At 45.3% G+C, this 20,647-nt stretch carries 18 protein-coding genes; 14 read left to right on the forward strand and 4 right to left on the reverse strand.

Translation table 11 applies throughout. The features are described 5' to 3' along the window. Positions 1-21 precede the first annotated feature (21 nt). The 5 genes from dnaG (at position 22) to AC3IRK_RS04500 (ending at position 5,392) form a co-directional block, all read left to right on the forward strand. Positions 22-1,815, forward strand: a complete 1,794-nt coding sequence (gene dnaG / locus AC3IRK_RS04480) for a DNA primase (protein ID WP_131503960.1) — start codon at positions 22-24, stop codon at positions 1,813-1,815. A gap of 34 nt (positions 1,816-1,849) precedes the next feature. Beyond that, positions 1,850-2,935: an RNA polymerase sigma factor RpoD gene (gene rpoD / locus AC3IRK_RS04485; RefSeq protein ID WP_012369736.1), complete on the forward strand. Its 1,086-nt coding sequence runs from the start codon at positions 1,850-1,852 to the stop codon at positions 2,933-2,935. A gap of 153 nt (positions 2,936-3,088) precedes the next feature. Beyond that, positions 3,089-3,430, forward strand: coding sequence for a cytochrome c550 (cccA, locus tag AC3IRK_RS04490; protein ID WP_026828975.1), 342 nt, complete (start codon positions 3,089-3,091; stop codon positions 3,428-3,430). Positions 3,431-3,560: 130 nt separating this feature from the next. Further along, positions 3,561-4,277: a tRNA (adenine(22)-N(1))-methyltransferase gene (locus AC3IRK_RS04495; protein ID WP_131503961.1), complete on the forward strand. Its 717-nt coding sequence runs from the start codon at positions 3,561-3,563 to the stop codon at positions 4,275-4,277. Then, on the forward strand, positions 4,277-5,392 hold the full coding sequence (locus tag AC3IRK_RS04500; RefSeq protein WP_489170448.1) for a Nif3-like dinuclear metal center hexameric protein: 1,116 nt from the start codon (positions 4,277-4,279) through the stop codon (positions 5,390-5,392). The genes AC3IRK_RS04495 and AC3IRK_RS04500 overlap by 1 nt, the downstream gene beginning before the upstream one ends. Before the next feature lie 43 nt (positions 5,393-5,435). Here AC3IRK_RS04500 and AC3IRK_RS04505 read toward each other — a convergent pair whose 3' ends face one another. Further along, positions 5,436-6,383, reverse strand: a complete 948-nt coding sequence (locus AC3IRK_RS04505; RefSeq protein WP_114596400.1) for a 4-hydroxy-3-methylbut-2-enyl diphosphate reductase — start codon at positions 6,381-6,383, stop codon at positions 5,436-5,438. 144 nt (positions 6,384-6,527) lie between these two features. Between AC3IRK_RS04505 and AC3IRK_RS04510 the strand changes: the two genes are divergently transcribed. The 5 genes from AC3IRK_RS04510 to AC3IRK_RS04530 all read left to right on the forward strand — a co-directional run bounded on the left by AC3IRK_RS04510 (position 6,528) and on the right by AC3IRK_RS04530 (position 12,349). Beyond that, positions 6,528-8,285: a sensor histidine kinase gene (locus tag AC3IRK_RS04510; protein WP_131973201.1), complete on the forward strand. Its 1,758-nt coding sequence runs from the start codon at positions 6,528-6,530 to the stop codon at positions 8,283-8,285. A gap of 2 nt (positions 8,286-8,287) precedes the next feature. Next, on the forward strand, positions 8,288-9,241 hold the full coding sequence (locus AC3IRK_RS04515) for a sugar ABC transporter substrate-binding protein (protein WP_188005240.1): 954 nt from the start codon (positions 8,288-8,290) through the stop codon (positions 9,239-9,241). 68 nt (positions 9,242-9,309) lie between these two features. Then, positions 9,310-10,662 carry a DEAD/DEAH box helicase gene (locus tag AC3IRK_RS04520; protein ID WP_026828969.1) on the forward strand — a complete coding sequence of 451 codons (1,353 nt, stop codon included), beginning with the start codon at positions 9,310-9,312 and terminating at the stop codon, positions 10,660-10,662. Between the two features lie 140 nt (positions 10,663-10,802). Next, a complete protein-coding gene (locus tag AC3IRK_RS04525; RefSeq protein WP_188005241.1) occupies positions 10,803-11,702 on the forward strand; it encodes a deoxyribonuclease IV in 900 nt (299 codons plus the stop codon). Between the two features lie 20 nt (positions 11,703-11,722). After that, entirely contained in the window at positions 11,723-12,349 is a 627-nt protein-coding gene (locus AC3IRK_RS04530; RefSeq protein ID WP_131973199.1) for a hypothetical protein, read from the forward strand. Positions 12,350-12,714: 365 nt separating this feature from the next. Here the strand turns inward: AC3IRK_RS04530 and AC3IRK_RS04535 are convergent, their stop codons facing one another. The 3 genes from AC3IRK_RS04535 to AC3IRK_RS04545 form a co-directional block, all read right to left on the reverse strand. After that, the gene (locus tag AC3IRK_RS04535; RefSeq protein ID WP_012369749.1) at positions 12,715-12,888 is read right to left on the reverse strand and encodes a XapX domain-containing protein; all 174 of its coding nucleotides are present in this window, start codon (positions 12,886-12,888) and stop codon (positions 12,715-12,717) included. 75 nt (positions 12,889-12,963) lie between these two features. After that, the gene (locus tag AC3IRK_RS04540) at positions 12,964-15,123 is read right to left on the reverse strand and encodes an RNA degradosome polyphosphate kinase (RefSeq protein WP_131973198.1); all 2,160 of its coding nucleotides are present in this window, start codon (positions 15,121-15,123) and stop codon (positions 12,964-12,966) included. After that, a complete protein-coding gene (locus tag AC3IRK_RS04545) occupies positions 15,120-16,664 on the reverse strand; it encodes a Ppx/GppA family phosphatase (RefSeq protein WP_131973197.1) in 1,545 nt (514 codons plus the stop codon). The genes AC3IRK_RS04540 and AC3IRK_RS04545 overlap by 4 nt, the downstream gene beginning before the upstream one ends. Positions 16,665-16,886: 222 nt before the next feature. Here AC3IRK_RS04545 and AC3IRK_RS04550 point away from each other — a divergent pair, with 222 nt between their 5' ends. The 4 genes from AC3IRK_RS04550 to AC3IRK_RS04565 all read left to right on the forward strand — a co-directional run bounded on the left by AC3IRK_RS04550 (position 16,887) and on the right by AC3IRK_RS04565 (position 20,514). Next, entirely contained in the window at positions 16,887-17,654 is a 768-nt protein-coding gene (locus tag AC3IRK_RS04550; protein WP_489170449.1) for a metal ABC transporter ATP-binding protein, read from the forward strand. Continuing rightward, positions 17,651-18,520 carry a metal ABC transporter permease gene (locus tag AC3IRK_RS04555; RefSeq protein WP_131503172.1) on the forward strand — a complete coding sequence of 290 codons (870 nt, stop codon included), beginning with the start codon at positions 17,651-17,653 and terminating at the stop codon, positions 18,518-18,520. The genes AC3IRK_RS04550 and AC3IRK_RS04555 overlap by 4 nt, the downstream gene beginning before the upstream one ends. Next, the gene (locus tag AC3IRK_RS04560; protein WP_114596389.1) at positions 18,492-18,914 is read left to right on the forward strand and encodes a Fur family transcriptional regulator; all 423 of its coding nucleotides are present in this window, start codon (positions 18,492-18,494) and stop codon (positions 18,912-18,914) included. Before AC3IRK_RS04555 ends, AC3IRK_RS04560 begins: the two co-directional genes overlap by 29 nt. Before the next feature lie 157 nt (positions 18,915-19,071). Continuing rightward, on the forward strand, positions 19,072-20,514 hold the full coding sequence (locus AC3IRK_RS04565; RefSeq protein WP_214854272.1) for an NAD(P)H-hydrate dehydratase: 1,443 nt from the start codon (positions 19,072-19,074) through the stop codon (positions 20,512-20,514). Positions 20,515-20,647 lie beyond the last annotated feature (133 nt).

The following is a 20,647-nucleotide window of genomic DNA, read 5'->3' on the forward strand; positions in this document are numbered from 1 at the left end:
TTCGAAAGGAGAGGTGACCAATTGAAACGGCTTCCTGACGAATTGGTTGACCAAGTCCGACAAGCAACGGATATCGTTGAATTGATATCAGAACGTGTAGAATTAAAAAAACAAGGGAATCGTTATTCAGGGTTATGTCCTTTTCACTCTGAAAAATCCCCTTCTTTTTCTGTTTCTCCTGATAAAGGCATGTATTACTGCTTTGGATGCGGGGCAGGGGGAAACGCGATTACTTTTGTCATGGAGACGGAAGGGATGAGTTTTCCGGAAGCCGTCGTCAAGCTGGCGGATCGAACAGACATCAAATTACCAGAATTTGAACGGTCTGATCAAACGGAGTCCACACCCGATCAAGAAAAGAAATATCGGATGCGGGAAGCGCACCGGATTGTAGCGGATTTATACCATGAAGTCATGTTGCAGACAGCTGCCGGTGACGCTGGAAGAGAATACCTCGAGCAACGGGGCATCCAGGAACCGGCGATGCGGGAATTTAAGTTGGGATACGCACCGGACCAGGACCGGTTTACGGTAGATTCATTGGCACGGCGTAACTTTGATTTGGATGAGATGGTAGAAGCAGGCCTGATTTCAATAGGCAGAGATGGCGATTATCGCGATCGATTTAATGGACGGGTCGTATTTCCAATTTCAGATCGTGATGGCACGATTGTTGGATTCAGTGGTCGCTCCATTGACGGAAGAGACCCGAAATATGTGAATACAGCGGAAACCCCTCTTTTTAACAAAAGCGAATTGTTGTTTGGTTTTGCCCAGGCACGTGGTGCCATGCGGAAAAATAAGCAGGTTTTACTTGTCGAAGGGAATTTGGATGTTGTACGTGTCGCTCAAGCGGGTATACCCTATACGGTAGCTTCTCTTGGAACGGCACTGACTCCCGTTCATGCTCAAAATTTAGGTAGAATCGTCGATGAAGTCATAGTTTGTTATGACGGAGACAAAGCGGGACGTGCCGCGACCCTTAAAGCATTACGTTTATTGGAGGATGTTGCGGTCGATTGTTCTGTGATTCGTCTTCCGGATGGAGAAGATCCCGATTCTTTTATCGGTACACAGTCGGAAGAGACCTTTCTTCGTTTAATCGAGCAGGAACGGATTTCAAGCCTTGAATTCAAATCTTTTTATTTTCGGCAAGGAAAAAACCTTCGATTAGAAGGAGAACGGGTCCGTTATATTGAAACTATGCTTGAGGAGATTGGTCGAACGGCCAATCCATTGTTACGCGATATCTATTTAGGTAAACTGGCTGAAGAGTTCCACTTGTCGAAAGAATCACTGTTGTCGCAAGTTAAGCCGTTGCAACCGCAACAGGCTAAACCGAAACAAGAGCGACGGCAGGAGACACAAGTCGTAACCTCTTCTCCTCAGGACCGTACTTTCTCGAATTGGAAACGAGCCGAACGTTTTCTGCTCGCTTATATGATCCGTTCAGAGGAAGTAGGTCTTGAGGTACGTGATCAGCTTGGTGTGGCGTTTAACGATCCAGCCCATCAACTGATTGCAGGGAAACTATATGAATTTTACGGAACAAACACCCCAGCGGATCCTGATCGTTTTCTGACGATGCTCCACGATGCATCGCTTCAGCGAATCGTAGCGGATCTGGAGTTTATGTTAATGCCGGAATATGATCCGGATTTATTGAGTCATTATATTCGTGCCGTTCAAAACGAACGGCAACGACGGACGCTGGACGAGGAAAAGTCGCAGTTGAGTCAACAAACAGATATCCGTGCTCAAGCGGAGCTAATGCAGGCGATCATCGAACGGAAACGACGTTTGAAAGATCGATGACCTGCTGCATGATGTGGAAGGAGTGTATGGTTCGATGGCAGAAAAAGCAAGATCAGAAGCGGAAATACTCCGTCTCGCGAAGGATGAACTAATCGCGCTCGGACACAAGAATGGTGAACTATCGCATCAAAAAATCGAGGATAAACTCAGTTCGTTTGAATCGATGGATGCGCAACAATTCGAAGAATTCCTTCAACTGCTCGAAACAGAAGGCATCAAGGTCAATAACGATGGGACGGGTGACGACAAGGAAGAAGCGGATTTAAACGATCTTTCGGTCCCGCCGGGCGTTAAAATCAATGACCCTGTCCGGATGTACTTGAAAGAAATCGGGCGTGTCGATCTATTGAACGCCGAAGATGAAGTCGAACTCGCGAAACGAATTGAGCAGAACGACGAAGAAGCTAAGAAACGTTTAGCGGAAGCTAACTTACGTTTGGTCGTTTCGATTGCGAAGCGTTACGTCGGTCGCGGCATGCTGTTCCTTGATTTGATTCAAGAAGGAAACATGGGACTCATCAAAGCGGTTGAAAAGTTTGACTATACAAAAGGATATAAATTCTCGACTTACGCTACCTGGTGGATTCGTCAGGCCATCACACGTGCAATTGCCGATCAGGCACGGACGATCCGGATTCCGGTTCATATGGTCGAAACGATCAATAAATTGATCCGTGTCCAACGTCAATTACTTCAGGATTTAGGACGTGAACCGACTCCGGAAGAAATTTCGAAAGAAATGGAAATCACACCGGAAAAAGTACGTGAGATTCTGAAGATTGCACAAGAACCGGTATCGCTGGAAACACCGATCGGGGAAGAGGACGATTCACATCTCGGAGACTTCATTGAAGACCAGGATGCGACAGCCCCTCAAGATGCAGCGGCCTACGAGTTATTGAAAGAACAGCTCGAAGATGTCCTCGATACGTTGACGGACCGCGAAGAAAATGTGTTACGTCTTCGTTTTGGTCTAGACGACGGTCGGACACGCACACTTGAAGAAGTCGGGAAAGTATTTGGTGTCACACGTGAACGGATTCGTCAGATTGAGGCGAAAGCGTTACGGAAACTACGTCATCCAAGTCGTTCAAAACGTCTAAAAGATTTCCTCGATTAATTCAAAGTGTGAAGAAAATATGAAATTTTAGTGAGAAGGGAGAAAAAGTTTTGTTTTTTTCTTCCTTCTCTGTTTTTTTTACAGTAGAATAGTAACGGGGAATACCATTCAGTCACCAACTTGGTTGGGTAGAGAATATGGGGGGGAATCCAAATGCGTAATCCGTTAGTACCGTTCGCATCGATTGCGATCATCGCCATCATCGCCATGATTTCATTGTCATACTTTGGGGTCGATCAGGTCAAACAAGCAGAAAAAGGTCCATCAACAGCTGAAATGAAGCCGGAAGATCTGTTTGCATCTAAAGGATGTACAGGATGCCACGGTGGAAATCTTGAAGGTGGAGTCGGTCCGAACTTAACAAAGATCGGCGCGAAGCTGAAAGAAGAAGAAATTAAAGAAATCGCTATGAACGGTAAAGGGCAAATGCCTGGCGGTCTTGCGAATGACGAAGAAGCCGCTGCTTTAGCAAAATGGCTCGCTGCAAAGAAATAAGTCAATCAACATCCGTCTCTTCTCCGAGATGGATGTTTTTTTGTGATGAATTTTAGGGAAACGACTGTTTCTTTTTTACGCCAAGTCCGCTATTTTTAAATGAGAACATGAATCAGGAAGGATGAAATACATGCAAACGAACGTCATACTTGATCAACGCCTACAAAAAGTCGTGTCTTATATTCCACAAGGAGCCGTACTCGCAGATATCGGATCCGATCACGCTTTTGTGCCTTGTTACTGTATCCAGCAAAACTTGATTGAACGCGCGATTGCCGGTGAAGTCAACGTGGGACCAATGGAAGCGGCACAAGGACAGGTTGCGCTTGTTCAATTAGAAGATAAAGTCGATGTCCGGCTCGGGAGTGGCCTGACTGTCTTAACACCGGGTGAAGTGACGGCAGTAACGATTGCCGGAATGGGCGGAACGTTGATTGCTTCGATTTTAGAAGAAGGCAAAAATCACTTATCCGGAGAAGAAAGATTGATTTTACAACCAAACGTCGATGCCGTTGATGTGCGGAAGTGGCTGCTCGCTAACGGCTATGCCTTATTATCAGAAGCGATTGTCAAAGAAAATGAGAAGATTTATGAAATTCTTGTTGCGGAAAAAGGAGAAGAATCATTATATTCCGATGATGTCGAACAACGAGAGTGGGAATTGTATTTTGGTCCGCAATTGACACGGGAAAAGGCACCGGCATTCATTGAAAAATGGCAGACTGAAAAACAAAAACGACAATATATCCTGGAACAAATGCAGCGCGGGAACGATTCGGATGTCTTGCAGGGAAAAATCGCGAACATCGAACGGTTGATTCAAAAAATGGAAGAGGTGACGAACTGATGGCAAACGGTCAACAAGTCATCGAGCAGTTTGAGACATTTGCGCCGAAAAAATTTGCCTTTGAAGGAGATCCGATCGGCTTGCAAATCGGGACACTCAATAAAGAAGTCAAACGGGTCCTTGTCACATTAGATGTATTGGAGTCTGTCGTGGATGAGGCAATTGAAAAACGAATCGATTTAATCATCGCCCACCATCCGCCGATTTTCAGCAAACTTCCAAAAGTGACGGATCAATCGGCTGCGGGACGTATTGTCATGAAATGTATCAAACATGATATTGCCGTCTATGTCGCCCACACGAACTTAGATGTCGCGGAAGGCGGTGTCAATGACTTGATGGCAACGGCATTAGGCATCACGGATACAAAGGTTCTGGTGCCGTCTTTCGAAAACACACTGTATAAACTCGTTGTCTTCGTTCCGGAATCTGCCGTGCAACAGGTCTCGGAAGCGTTAGGGAAAGCAGGAGCGGGGCATATTGGAGCATACAGTGACTGTCAGTTCCACATGACGGGAATCGGGCAATTTAAAGCAACGGCGGAAGCGAATCCGTATGTAGGACAACCTGGACAACTGGAGCATGTTAAAGAAGTGCGAATCGAAACGATGGTCACGGAATTAAACAAAAAACAAATCATTCGGGCGATGATAAAAGCCCATCCGTATGAAGAAGTCGCGTACGACGTGATTCGTCAAGAGATTGAATCGCCGTCACTTGGTCTCGGGCGGATTGGCCGATTAAAAGAAGCCGTTCCCTTAAAAATGTTTGCCGAACAGGTCCGGTCAGCCTTTAGGGTTGAGAACTTACGGTTTGTCGGTGATGAAAACCGATTGATTCAAAAAGTAGCTGTATTAGGCGGAGACGGGAACAAGTATGTTTCGACAGCAGCCTTTGCCGGAGCAGATGTATTAGTGACAGGTGATTTATATTTCCATATCGCACATGATGCGATGGCACTTGGACTTGCCGTAGTTGATCCCGGACATCACGTTGAGTCGGTCATGAAACAGGGTGTCGTCAAACTATTAGCAGAACGATTTGAAAAACAGAACATCAAAGGTGTCGACTTGTTTGTCTCAGAGACGAATACAAATCCGTTTCAATTTCTTTAAAAAAATGATTCCTGACCGTCGAGTACGGTCAGGAATCATTTTTTTAAAGTATTTTAACTTTTGGTAAGATACGGCGCAATTCGAGGAACGGCGTCTTGTCATGCGTACTGATATCAGCAGGATCATACTGTTGTAAGAAGTCGATGACTTTTTTAGTAATGGGTGTTGGCGTTGAAGCACCTGATGTTACACCAACCTGGTTGACACCGTCGAGCCATGATAGATCGAGTTCCGTTAAATCACCAATCCGGTGAGCCGGCGTTGCGGCAATATCAAATGAAACTTGTGCCAGACGGTTCGAGTTGTTTGAACGTGGATCGCCGACGACGATGACTAAGTCGCAATCACCAGCCTGTTCTGCAACAGCTTCCTGGCGGACTTGCGTCGCATTACAAATTTCATTATGCACTTCGACATGCGGATATTTTTCGCGGACATGCCCCATCAACGCTTGGACATCCCATTGGCTCATCGTCGTTTGATTCGTGACGATAATTTTTTTATTAGCGAGATGAGCAGGCAACGCTTCGATGTCTTCGACTTTTTCGATCAAATGAACGTGTTCTGGTGCCACACCTACGGCTCCTTCAGGTTCCGGATGACCGTGTTTACCGACATAGATGACTTCATAGTCATCAGCGACAACAGTCCGGATCAAGTCATGTGTCCGGGTGACGTCTGGGCATGTTGCATCGACGACAGTCAATTTTTTCTCGGCTGCGCGGGCATAGACTGCTGGCGAAATTCCGTGTGCTGTAAAGATGACGGTTCCTTCTTTGATCGTTTCGAGTGCTTCTAAACGGTCAGGACCATCTACGGTCAAGACACCCATCCGTTCGAATTCGCGTGTGACGTGTGCATTATGGACAATCATGCCTAAGATATGGATTGGTCGTGGTAAGTTATCGTTTAGTGCAGCTTGTTGAGCAAGTTTCATCGCATCAACAACACCGTAACAATAACCACGGGGACTGATTTTTTTAACAAGCATAGTCTAAATTCTCCTTTTGTATGGAAAGAATGATTATTTAGAGTGTACCATTGATTCAAGTTGAATGAAAATAGAGGAGTCTGCCGAAAGAGAATATCATGATATACTAATTGAGTTGTCTAGAAATGAGGAAGGGGTGAAAAGATGGAGACGAAAAAGATGATGCGGTCCTATTTTTTCCAAATCACGGCTGTTTTGTTCATTCTTATTTGTCTTGTCATCTCGGCACTTGCCTTTACAGCAGACCGCGTCACGATTTCACGAGTCGAACAGCAGACAGAAAAACAGAGTGAAAAAAGTGTCGAAGTCTCAAGTAATGCGCTGCGTGACAGCGTCGGGAACTTACACGAAAAAATCATGAGTCTTCAATTGAATGTCACAAATATGAGTAATCTCGATCGGGCGATCCGGGATTCGAATTTGCTCGATATCGATACCGGATTTAAAAGCTTCTTTTATTATGATCGTAAAACCGATAAGATCACCTGGTTTTCGAGTGAAGATCGTCGTATTTCGGATTCGAAGATTCGTCGCGATGACTCTTTTATACAAGCCTTGACGAGTACGGATTTTCATATGAGTCCACGTTATGATATAACAAATGATTCTTTGACCTATATGTATGTCTCGGTTCGAAATGGCAATGAGCGGGTCGGTGTATTTGGTGGAGGGCTCAGTCTGATGAATTCCGTCGTTTTTCGAAATTCACTGGAATCGTTTGATGATGATACGATGGCCTATTTGTTTAACAGCCAAGGTGAGCCGCTCGCAACCTCGAAAAACCTCGTAACCGATCAAGAACGCCTCTTGAGTCAAAGTGTTGTCGATCGGGCTTTCAAAAGCAGCAAACCGTATGAAATCTTTAGTACAAATAAAGATATGTACTATTTTGCACGTGATTTGAAGGTGACCGATTGGAAAATACTGGTGCGGACACCGCGGAGTGTATTTTACGAACCTGTCTATACGACACGACAACAATATCTGGTCATTGCAGCACTTACACTGGTGCTCAGTCTGATCGTCGGTTATTTGATGTCACGGCAATTGACGGCACCGCTACTGGAGCTTGTTCAAAAAATCGAAAAAAGTACGACGCCGCAACCGATTACCCTGGAACGTTCCGGCTCAAATGAAGTCAAGACCTTGGTCACCGCCTACAATGAATATGCGCAACGGATGGAACATGCACGGGTCGAACAGTTGAGTCAGCAACAGGTAATCTTACATCAGGAAAAACTGGCATCGCTCGGACAACTCGCAGCAGGGATTGCCCATGAAATCCGAAATCCATTGACGCCGGTTAAGATGGCGTTGCAATTGCTGTCAGAAGAAAAACAAAATAATCCGGATATGATGCAGATTGCATTGTCTGAACTGGACCGGGCCAACCAGCTGATTCAGACAATGCTTGATTTATCCAAAAATGATAAAACAACGCTGGCGATGGCACAGATTGACATGAAAAAAATGATGGAGAAGTTAACGTTCATCCTCGAATCGAAATCACATCCTTATGAAGCAGACTGCAAGATTTACACACCGGCACACATGCCGTCGTTGTATGCTTCGGAAAATGGCCTGTTGCAGGTGCTGTCGAATTGTATCGGAAATGCGCTTGACGCTGTCGATTCGAAAGGGTCGGACGGAATTTGTCACGTCCACCTTCATGTCTATCCGGATCAGTTTGTGTTTATCGTTCAAGATAACGGTGTCGGAATGGACGAAAATCAGATTTTAATGCTGGGTCAGGCGTTTAACACATCCAAAATCAACGGCAACGGGTTGGGATTGTTCATGTCCAATCAAATTGTCCGTCAGCATAATGGAAGAATCGAAGTCGACAGTAAAGTCGGTGTCGGCACGACGGTACAACTCTTTTTCCCAAGACGGGAGGAGTAGGCATGAGGTTCAACAAGTCCTGGTTGTTTGTTTTGATCATTTGGATTGCATCCGTCCTCGTCATTTCCAACATGTTTGTCCAAAAGGAAACAAGTCCTAAACGGAATGTCGTGGGGTTTACGATTGTCAATGACAAACATGAATTTGCACAACGGTTGATCAATGCCTTTAAAGCGGAAGCGAAAGCGAATAAATATGAAGCGTTAGTAGCGACGTCACAAAATTCCCGCATCAGTGAACGCGAACAGATTTTAGAATTCGTTCAACTGAAAGTCGATGCCATCTTTATCACGACACTGGATGATGTCTATATCGGCAGTGCCATCGAAGAAGCCAAAAAAGCAGGGATTCCTGTATTTGCGATTGACCGTATGATTCACTCAGATGCTGTCGTGAGTTCGATTACATCTAATAATCAAGTGATTGGGGAACAATTGGCTTCCTATATTAAGAATGAGTTAATCAAGCGTACAGGTCAGTCAACGGGTCGCATCGTCGAGATCACGGGTACGGCAAACGTCTATACGACAAACGAACGGCACCGGGGATTCTTAAAAGGAATCGAAAATGAGCCAACGCTTTCGATTGTCGATTCGGCCAGCGGAAACTATGATCCGGTGACATCCGAACGTGTCATGCGGCAGGTGATTGACTCCGGAATTCCGTTCGATGCAGTCTACTGTCACAATGATGATATTGCGATGGGCGTACTCGAAGCATTGAAAAAAGCGAAGATTTCCGGAAAAATAGTTGTCGGAATCGATGGGAATCGTGCTATATTAGAAGCTGTTGACATGAAATCGATGGACGCGACAGTCGTCCAGTCCGCTGAAGAGATGATGAAAGTTGCCTTCAGCGCGTTGAAGCTTCATACGAAAAACAAAAAAATTCCCGATCGTTTCTATACGTATTCATATTTGTATGACGGTAGTAGACCAATACCCATGTTGAACTGAAGAAATAGATGGTGAAGGCGGACGATTCGCCTTTAATTGTTAAAGAAAGAGAAAGGATGGTGACAAATATGAATGGATTTACCCATTTCGATTTGCACCCGTTCGTCGTCGAAGCACTCGAAGACGCACGTATTAAAAAACCAACCGATATTCAATCCCGGATTATTCCGGCAGCGCTCAAAGGGCGGGATATCATTGGACAATCACAGACAGGGACAGGAAAAACGTTATCGTTCCTCTTGCCGATCGTTCAAAATGTCAATCCGGAACTTCAAGAAATGCAAGCCATCATCGTTGCGCCGACGCGCGAACTGGCTTGGCAGATTCATGAGGAATTGAAATCAATCCTCGTCAAACAACCGGATTACATCAAGACAAGTCTTATCACAGGTGGAATGGATCGCGAACGTCAAATCGGACGTGTCAAAGTCTCACCGCAAATCGTGATCGGAACACCTGGACGTATTTTGGATCTCTTTAAAGAACAAGCATTGAAACCGCATTTCGTGAAACATTACATCATCGATGAAGCGGATCAAATGCTCGACATGGGATTCCTACCGGAAGTCGACCGGATTGCTCAAGCGCTTCCTGAGAAGTTGCAGATGATGGTATTCTCCGCAACGATTCCTGAAAAACTGCAACCATTCTTGAAAAAATACATGAACAATCCACGTTATGCGCATGTGGATCCAAAACAACAGACAGCGAAAAAAATCGTGCACCATACGGTTCCGGTCAAGCACCGCGATCGTTCTGATTTGACGTTGAAACTGGCGAAAGCCCTCAACCCGTATATTTGTCTTGTCTTTACGAATACGAAAACAGAAGCCATCGAACTCGAAGCTCTCTTCCTTGAAGCGGGACTCAATGTCGGTTCGCTTCATGGTGACTTGCCGGCCCGTCGCCGGAAACAAGCCATCAAGGAAATTAACGAAGCCAAATATCAGTATGTCATCGTAACGGATCTTGCTGCACGCGGCATCGATATTTCAGGTGTTTCCCACGTCATCAACCACGGGATTCCGAAAGATCTCGACTTCTATGTTCACCGTGTCGGTCGGACAGGTCGTGTTGATCAGGACGGATTGGCTTACACATTGTTTGAAGATCATGAGAACGGTTCGATCAACCGTCTTGAGGACCGTGGTATCGAATTCATCAACGTGGATGTGAAGAGTGGTCAAGTCAGCGAAGTGAAAGAACGACGCCGTGCAAAACCACACATGAAGACAGCGGTTTCGAAAACAGCTCACAGCCGTTTATCCGGTGAAGCTGCAAAAGCGAAAAAACGTGTCAAACCAGGTTATAAAAAGAAACACCAGTATAAGCTGAAAGAAACAGCAAAACGCGAACGAATCAAAGAACAGCGCGGAATCGGGCGTGCTGAGCGTAAAGCGAACGCCAGTAAAACAAAATAATCAGTCCTCGGCATTTCAGCCGAACGGCTTGAGCAAAGTCTACGAAAGAATTCGTGGACTTTGTTTTTTTAGTATCGCTAAAGGTTCTTGTTTTTTTTGACATTTGGTACACTAGAAGCAGAAGAAGGGTGGAATTTTTAATGAAAATCGGTTCACATGTGTCTCTGTCAGGCAAAAAAATGTTACTCGGTGCGAGTGAAGAAGCAGCCTCTTATGGTGCAACGACCATGATGGTCTATACAGGAGCACCCCAAAATACAAGACGGAAACCGATTTCGGATTTGCGGATTCCAGAAGCCTTGTTGCATATGGAAGCAAACGGGATTGAAGAAATCGTCGTCCATGCACCTTATATCATCAATTTAGGCAATACGACGAAACCGGAAACGTTTGAATTAGCCGTCTCATTTTTAGGAGAAGAAATCCGGCGGGCGGAAGCTCTCGAAAAAGCAAAACATATCGTCCTGCATCCAGGAGCACATGTCGGTGCCGGGGAAGAAATCGGAATCAAACGAATTATTGAAGGGCTCAATGAAGTATTAACGGGAGATGAAAAAGTAAAAATCGCTCTCGAAACGATGGCCGGAAAGGGGTCGGAAATCGGTAAGACATTTGAAGAGCTGGCAGAAATCATTGCCGGTGTGACGCATAATGACCGCCTGTCCGTCTGTCTCGATACATGTCACGTCCACGATGCCGGCTATGACCTGATTCATGACCTGGACGGAGTATTGGAATCGTTCGATCGTATCGTCGGAATTGACCGTCTTGGCGTGATCCATGTCAATGATTCGAAAAATATTCGCGGTGCCAAAAAAGACCGTCACGAAAATATCGGATTTGGTGAAATCGGTTTTGATCCGTTACATCGAATCGTTCATCATCAGGATCTGGCCCATTTACCAAAAGTCCTCGAAACACCGTATATCGGACTGGATCCCAAAAAGAAGGTCGCACCTTATCGTGAAGAAATTGCCATGTTACGCTCAGGAAACTTTGACGCCGAGTGGCGTTTGCCATTGATCGGTACATCCATTTAAATGAGAGAGGTGTCTGTCGCGTGTGCCATCTACTAGTCGTTGAAGAATCAGAATTTGCCTTAAGGCGAGCAGTCGTCTTATATTATGAAACGAAAGAACCGTTTTATTTACCGGCGGAGCTAGCCGAAGGGGAAGAAGTATTTTTGGCGACGAAAGATGGAATCGTTGCGTATGCCGAAGTTTTGTTCAGCGAATACACAACACGACCGGCAGATCCGCATTGGCTGACAGAGGCGGATGAACAGGAACGCACGTATGCCTGCCTGGATTTGATTAGCGTGGATTTACGACACCCGCTGTTAGGGTCACCGTTGTCAGGGTTACAGGTAAATCCCGGACAAACGGATTTGAAAGTCAGACAGTGGTTGGTCGAAGCCTGGCAAGCCGGTCATTTTGAGTCGGATGTGACAACAATCGATCAAGCAAAAAACCGTCGGATGGAACGTTTTCGTGAGCGGAATCATCCCGCGCCGCTAAAAGCGTGTTGCGAAATGTGTGGAAACACGCAGCAATCAATTCTCGAATGGCACGAACATCACGGGCACTTTCAGACACTTTGTCCGACGTGTCATCGAGTCGCACATCAAAGTATCGAAAAAATGGAAGACGTTGCTGCCACGTCGGATCAAACTTCTCCCAAACAGTAAGTGTCTCAGTGGGTTATTCCTGAGTCGCTTACTGTTTTTCAGATGGCGTCTCCATGATATAATCAAGGCTGATAATTATTATCAGTGAAAATGGAGTAACTGGAGTGAAACAGGATGCATATGATTGATATTTTAATTGAACTGCTTATCTTTGGATATGCCGGTTTTTCATTGTTCCGTTTCACCAAAAAGCGAAAAAAGGAAAATGTGCGACATGCTAAGTAGAACCGACTTGTCAAACAGCTTGTGATGACGTCAATTGGGACAAAGTCATTGCGGACGCACTATAGAAATAACAAAAAGCGTTTTTCTTCTCGATAACAGAAGAAAACGCTTTTTATGTGGAATAGGAATACTTCTGTCAATCAAAACGGCCAGCGATCAGCGAGGAATAAAAATACCTTCATCCCAAGGAACACACCGAAAATTCCAACAATGGCCGGAAAGACAGGTGGAGCAGGGATTGGTAATTTAAGAGCAGTAAAGACGACACCACAGATGATACCTGCTAGCAATGATAATAAAATTTGTTGAAGCATGAGGCCCAGTCCTTTCTTCATATGAAAAAACGCTTACAAGCTTATTATATGAAGATGTCTGACGTTAAACAACGATTATTTTTTAGCAGCAGTTGGATCAAAGGTGATCTTTTCTTCAGCCCGTTCAACCGGTGTCCATTTTTGTTCGAGTGGGTGTTCAAAAGACGGTTTTACTTTTAATTTCCCGTTCGTATAGAGCTGAATCAGGATTTGTGATTCACAGGCTTGCTTGCCTTTTGTTACATAATGATAATTTCCTGATTCATCCTGTTCGCGTGCTTTGACGTTATCCGCCATCGTTAAAGCCAAACAATCCTTGATGTAGTTTTTCTGTTCCTCATCAATGATCGGGAAAAGAATTTCAATCCGTTTCCGCATATTACGTGTCATCCAGTCGGCACTGGAACAATAAATCAAATCGTCTCCATTGTGGTGGAAGTAAAAAATCCGGGAATGCTCCAAATAACGATCGACGACGGACGTGACACGGATATTTTCCGAGATACCTTTGATTTGAGGGCGAAGGCAACAGACGCCGCGAACAATCAATTCAATTCTGACTCCTGCGCGTGACGCTTGATACAGTTTCACGATAATGTCTTTTTCCGTCAAACTGTTCATTTTAGCGACGATTCGACCATTACCATGTTTTTTATGATATTTGATTTCTTCATCAATCAATGATAAAAATTTCTCGAGCATCGAGTTCGGGGAGGTGTGAAGGGCATTCCATTTAGGTTGCTCCCCATAACCGGACAACCAGTTGAAGAAGTTCGTTGCATCTTCTGCAATTTGTTCCCGTGCCGTCAAAAGACCGATATCGGTATATAATTTAGCTGTGGAATCATTATAATTACCTGTTCCGAGATGGACAAACCGTTGAATCCGGCCTTCCTGTAACCGGACAATCAATGTAATTTTTGAGTGTGTCTTTAAATCGCTGTAACCGTAAATGACGTGAGCACCTACTTTTTCCAACTGTTTGGCCCATTCGATATTTTTCGCTTCGTCAAAACGTGCTTTTAATTCAACGAGCACCGTAACCTGTTTCCCGTTCTCTGCAGCAGTCTTCAATGCTTTGATGATCGGAGAGTCGCCGGACACGCGGTATAACGTTTGTTTAATCGCCAGGACGTTCGGGTCGTTAGCAGCCTGCACAATCAGACGGACGATCGGATCAAACGTATGATACGGGTGATGCAGCAAATAATCCTGTTGCAGAATTTGATCAAACAAATTCTTCGATTTTTCAAGTGCCGGCGGTTCGACAGGCATGATCGTCTGATAAATCAAATGGTCGTATTCGACCCCGATCTGGCTGTAAAACGCAAAAGCGAATGTCAAATCAATTGGACCATCGACGGCATAAATATCCCGGTCTTGTAAGTCGAGCACATCGCGTAACATATTGAGTAAGTTCGTGTTGATGGCATTCTTCTGAATTTCAAGTCGAATGCCGACTCCCCACCGCCGTTTTTTCAGTTCTTTTTCAATCAATTTTAATAAGTCGTGTGTTCCTTCTTCATGGAACGGTAAATCTGCGTTTCGTGTAATCCGAAACGGCATCGCTGATAAGACACGATAGCCTTTAAACAAAGAGTCAATGAAGGAAATGATGACATCTTCCAGTAAAATTACAGCAGTCGTTTCCTCATCCTCTACCGGTAAATCAACGAAACGCGGCAGGACGGCCGGCACTTGAACAAGTGCCAGGTTCCGTTTTGAACCGTCTTCCGCTTCAAGGGCCGTCGCAATGTTCAACGATTTAGACGAAAGCATCGGGAACGGACGGTACGCATCGACCGCAACAGGTGTCAGAACCGGAAAAACTTGTTCTCTGAAGAATGCTTTCACATATTCTGCTTGCATTTCATTTAACTCGTCATTCTTCAGGAAAGAAATTCCTTCTGCTTTTAGCGCCTGGGTGACGTCTTTAAACGCTTCGTATTGTTGATCGACAAGCTCTTTTGTTTTCGTAGCGATGGCACGTAACTGTTGTTTCGGTGTGAGTTGCTGTTTGTTTTCGGGTTTATTGAATCCAGCCAGTACTTCATCCTTTAATCCACCGACACGAACCATATAAAACTCATCTAGGTTGGAACTGAAGATACCTAAAAACTTAAATCGTTCCATCAATGGATTTCGTGTATCCGTCACTTCTCCTAAGACACGTTCGTTGAATTGTAACCAGCTGATTTCCCGGTTATTAAAAAACTCTGGGGAGTCAATCTTCACGTAAGGCCGCCTCCTTTATTGTCAAACTGAATGGACCGATCAATGATACGTTCCAGGTGTTTTTTTTGTTTCTCTGCTTTTTCGACTTCAAAACCGTAATCATGATCACCGGTATCGAGAATGATCCGGATATCTTTTTTATCTTTTTCAAGAGTAACTTCAAGACTGTCGACGGCACGACGTTCTGTCACATCAAGTGCTTCCGTCAATTTCAGAATGGATCCGAGTAAATCAAACCGCTCGATCGATTTATCCGTGAACCAATCCTTAAACGGTTTTAAGAGCTGTTGCATCCGTTTCGAAGACGAATATGAACTGACGAGTGCCAAAGCTAAACGGTCTTTATGCGTCATTCCTTTTAAATCGGTATTCGTCAAAAGATAAAACGTTTGATTCGACCGGGTATCCGGATTGATGTACTGCCCACAATAAAGTAAGCGACTGGCGGAATCCAGTAATCGTAAGTCAGCGGCCCGTTCCGGAATAATTTCGAGCGTCACCAATTGGCGGTAAATTGATTTGGCAATCGTGCCGAGATAGTTCATCCGGTCACGGTTGACTTTGTAATCACTTTCCAGTTGATAAAGACTTTCTTCGCGTACATTCTCGATACGCCGCTGTTCCTGTTCGTGTAAATCATATTCGTAGACAAGACCTTCCCGTAACCCGTAATTACTCATCACGAACTGGTCTGCCTCGATATGTAGTGCCAGTTCATGAATTGCGATTAACGCTGGTAAGAAGATATCGACCCGGTCCTTGGATAACCCTTCGACTTTCATCAACTGTTTAGGAGCTTTGTCCTCCAGTTCGTCAATCAGTTTCCCTAACTCTTTCGACCGGACTTGGTATTGATGGATCCCATGCAATGGATAGTCGAGTGTAGACTGATGAATGCGGACGAAGTTTCGTGCGGATCCGCCGACACCGATTAATGGAAGTTTTTTATTTTTCATCCAAGGAATCTCGTCGAATTGTTCACGCAGGAATTTAATCAGTTTCTTTTGTTCACCTGACGTCATGGTTTCTCCAGAGAGAAATTGACGAGTCAACGTGACAGCACCGAAAGGAAAACTATGATAAGCAATCATTTCCCGGTTCTCAATCAACGTGACTTCCATGGATCCGCCGCCGATATCAACGGAATATCCATCGGTCAGGAAAGTGGAATTGATAATCGCGAAATAGCCGTAGTAAGCTTCTTGTTCATCAGAAAGGACCTGCATCGTAAAGGGCGTTTCCTGTTCGACAGCTTGGACGATGTCCTGCCGATTACTCGCATTTCGAATGGCCGCTGTCGCCACGCAAATGGTTTCTTCGACGTGGTGGGTAATGCCGATTTCGTGAAACCGTTGTAGCGTTTCGCACAGTAACCGGATACCGACTGAGTCGAGGGCACCATTCTCATCAATATGAGCGGAGAGGCGAGCGACGACCTTAACATTAATTTTTTCGATATATCGACCGGAATCGATTGGATGGAAAACGACATACCGGATCGAGTTGGACCCGATATCGATGACTGCTAATTCATTCTTCAAAACAAATCCGCCCCCTTTGAGTACTCAATCCATCTTTTCCCGAATCAGGGATTCTGAAAACGACAGCTTGTATCCTTTTATTGTACCTTGTGCCTCTCCCTAAAAGCGTCTATTCACAAAAAAGTTACATCGGTTGCAACGAATGAAGGCTGGCGCTATAATAAGACAGTTGATAAGACGTAACTATTCCGTTTTAACATGAGACGGAAGGAGAGAATAAACATGACAGAACCCATTATTGAAATTAAACAACTGACATATGATTATCCGGATCGACGTGTCTTGAATGAAGTGACGTTTAATGTACAACAGGGACAATTCCTGGCCATCGTCGGAGAAAATGGATCCGGCAAATCGACGTTAATCAAATGTATGCTCGGTTTATTAAAACCTAAAGGTTCGATTCGTTTGTTCGGACAGAATCAAGCAGCCTTCAGTGACTGGTGGCGGATCAGTTACGTATCTCAAAAAGCGGCATCGTTCAATTCAGGATTTCCGGTCACGGTCGCTGAAGTCGTCGAGATGGGGTTGTATGCGAAAAAAGGATTATTTCGGCGTGTGACGAAGCAGGACCGTGAAAAAGTAAAGACGGCGCTTGAAACAGTCGGCATGTGGGATCGACGCGATTCGAAAGTCGGTGACTTGTCAGGCGGTCAGCAACAGCGGGTCTTTATCGCCCGGGCGCTCGTCAACGATCCGGATTTGATGATTTTAGATGAACCAACGGTCGGAGTCGATCAACGGTACGTCAAAGAGTTTTATGAAATCTTGGAAGAATTGCGACGTGATAAAAAACGGACTTTCGTCCTTGTGACACATGATATCCACTTCGTCAGCAAGCTCGTGACGGATGTGATTCATCTCGTTGACGGGCGACTCGGTTGTAATTGCGGTATTAAAGAATACTGGGAACTGGACGAGCAGACGATTCGTTCCTTGTATCCTGTTCCGGGACGTGTTCTTGTCCACCAAGGGGAGGTCGTCCAGTGATTGAAGCGTTCATGACATTAAAGTTTTTACAATATGCGCTTGTTGCGGCGGTATTGATCGGTTTTACGGCTCCGTTGATCGGTTCATTCGTCGTCGTCCGGCGAATGAGTTTGATTGCGGATGCGTTATCACACGTCACACTAGCCGGAATTGCCCTCAGCCTGTTGATATCCGGTATGGTTGCGAGTCTGGTCGATTTAAATCCGCTTTATCTCGGAATCGTGACATCGGTCATGGCAGCGTTGACGATTGATTGGCTGCGCGCGAAGTACAAACATTTTCAAGAGCTTGCCATACCGATCATCATGGCGACGGGAATGGGGCTAGGTGCTATTTTCATCAGTCTGGCGAACGGCTTTTCAATGGATCTTGTATCCTTTTTATTTGGAACGGTCTCGGCTGTGACTTTGACAGATGTTTATACGATTTTGATTGTTACAGGTGTCGTCATTTTATTTGTGATTTCGTTTTATAAAGAGTTGTTATTTTTATCGTTTGACGAGGAACAGGCGCGCGTGTCCGGAATTCGTCTTCGGCTGGTGCACATTTTGTTCATGATCGTTGTTGCCCTGGTGATTGCGATTAGTATGCGTGTCGTCGGGATTTTACTGGTATCGAGTCTAATCACCTTGCCTGTCGCAGCGGCGCTTCGACTTGCCAAAAGTTTTAAGGCGACGATTTTTTATGCCATCGTGTTTGGCGAAGTGGCGACGATTAGCGGTTTGATTTTGGCGTATCAATTTGATTTAGCGCCCGGCGGCATGATTGTCATGCTGGCGGTCGCAGAGCTTATTCTCGTGATGCTGATTGAACGTTTTTGGATCGGAGGGAAAATGCATGAAAAAAAACATCGAACAAGCGCGTGAACGGATGAAAGCATCCGGATTCAAAATGACACCGAAGCGTCTTGATTTATTGGCGTATCTGTTTGAAGCCAATCGGTATGTCAGTGCGCGGGAAGTCGCGGAAGAGTTGCGCCCATCACATCCTTCGCTCAGTTACGATACGATTTACCGGAATTTAAATGATTTTGCGGAAATCGATATTTTAGAGACAACTGAACTGGACGGGGAAATGAAATTCCGGGCCGCCTGTCAGTCTGGTCATCACCATCATCATTTGATTTGCCGGACGTGTGGAAAGACGGAAACACTGGATGTTTGTCCGATGGAATGGGTGTCACCGATTAAAGATTCAGGATTTGAGGTCGAAGATCATAAATTTGAGATTTATGGCCGTTGTGCCGCCTGTCAGAAATAAGGAGTTATCCGGTGTATTCCAAGTGAAAGCATCATTCAACGCAAGAGAGGGAGGACGGAGATTTATATCCGTTCCCCTTTTTTGGGGTTGACCCCTCTCGATTTGTTCTGGCTTGAAATGAAACAAAACGGGAATAGGACGAACAGAGGTGATAAAAATGATTTATGATGCACAGGAAGCACGCCAAATTGATGAATGGGCCAAGACATCCGGTCTGCCGCTGGAAGTTTTGATGGAACGAGCAGGTAGTGAAATCGCGAAGCGAATCAAGAGCATGCATACGAAAAAAGAACGGATTCTGATCATTTGTGGGACGGGGAACAATGGGGGAGACGGTTATGTGATTGGCCGTGAACTCGTTCGTGATGGATACGATATTACGATACATGCGCCATTCGGTAAGACGAAGACTACGACGGCTCAACTTCATCAGCATTATGCGGAAAACTTCGGACTCGTGACGGAGGCGGTCTGCGGGCAATACGATTTGATTGTAGATGGTGTCTTTGGAACCGGATTTGACGGAACCCGACTGACGGAAACAATACATGATTTATTTGAATGGGTCAGTGAACAACAACAGCAAGGGGCGAAATTGTATGCGATTGACATACCAAGCGGCGTGCCGTCCGACCAAACGACCGATTTTTCCGGACAAGCACTAAAAGCAGATGTTACGTTTTTACTTCATGCCTTTAAACGGTCTGCCTTCTTGTTGAAGACAGCCTCATTTTTTGGAAAACCGGAACAGATTGATTTGGGTTTGCCGGCCTTTGGCGGATGGCAATTAGTGACCGAATCGATTGCTCCGTTGTTGACCCGCGATCCTTACGGGCACAAAGGAACCTACGGAACGGCATTACTGATTGGTGGAAGCGAGACGATGCCGGGATCGATTCAACTGGCTGCGCGTGCAGCACTTCGGTCAGGAGTGGGGAAATTACAAGTTGCGACGGTACCGGCAGCTCAGATCGGACTCATCGTTAACGCGCCGGAAGCGATGGTTCTCGAACAGACGATGACAGCAATCCAAGAAATGATGAAGCAGGTGGATGTCGTTGGAATCGGACCAGGACTTACCTCGGATTCGACCGCTGACTGGGTGGAGTTCCTGCTCGCACAAGACGTTCCGGTAATCCTCGATGCAGGTGCCTTGATTCGCGACAGCTATCCGGAACGGAAGGAAGCGATTGTTGTTACACCACACATCGGTGAATTCGCACGGATGACAAATCAAACTGTCGAAGAGGTTCAGGATGATTTATTTGGACAAGCAAGCGAATATGCTGTCTTACATCAAGTGATTGTTGTCTTGAAAGCCCACGTGATTCTTGTCGCGACGCCGGAGGGTGGCGGTTATGTCATCAACGGGGCATCGAGTGGATTAGCGAAAGGAGGCAGTGGTGATACATTGTTTGGTATCCTCACGAGTCTGATTGGTCAAAAAGATTATTTTAAACATATTTCGGTCGAACAATTGATTGCACTTGGTGCTTCTTGGTATGCTCAAGCATCCAAACAGGTGGAACAACAGCTTCATCCCAGTAGTATTGTCGCGACTGATGTGATTGATCAGCTCGGACAGGTAAAGCATCAGTAAAAGCGTCAAGAATAGGTATGTTTCTTCAGCACAGAAGAAAGATGCCTATTTTCAAGGAAATAATTGCTAGTAGTGGAAGAGCAGGAGTATGATGAAGTGGCGCCGAATGGCTATGACAGCCTGAATTTTTAAG

Source organism: Exiguobacterium sp. GL_137 (assembly GCF_057834585.1).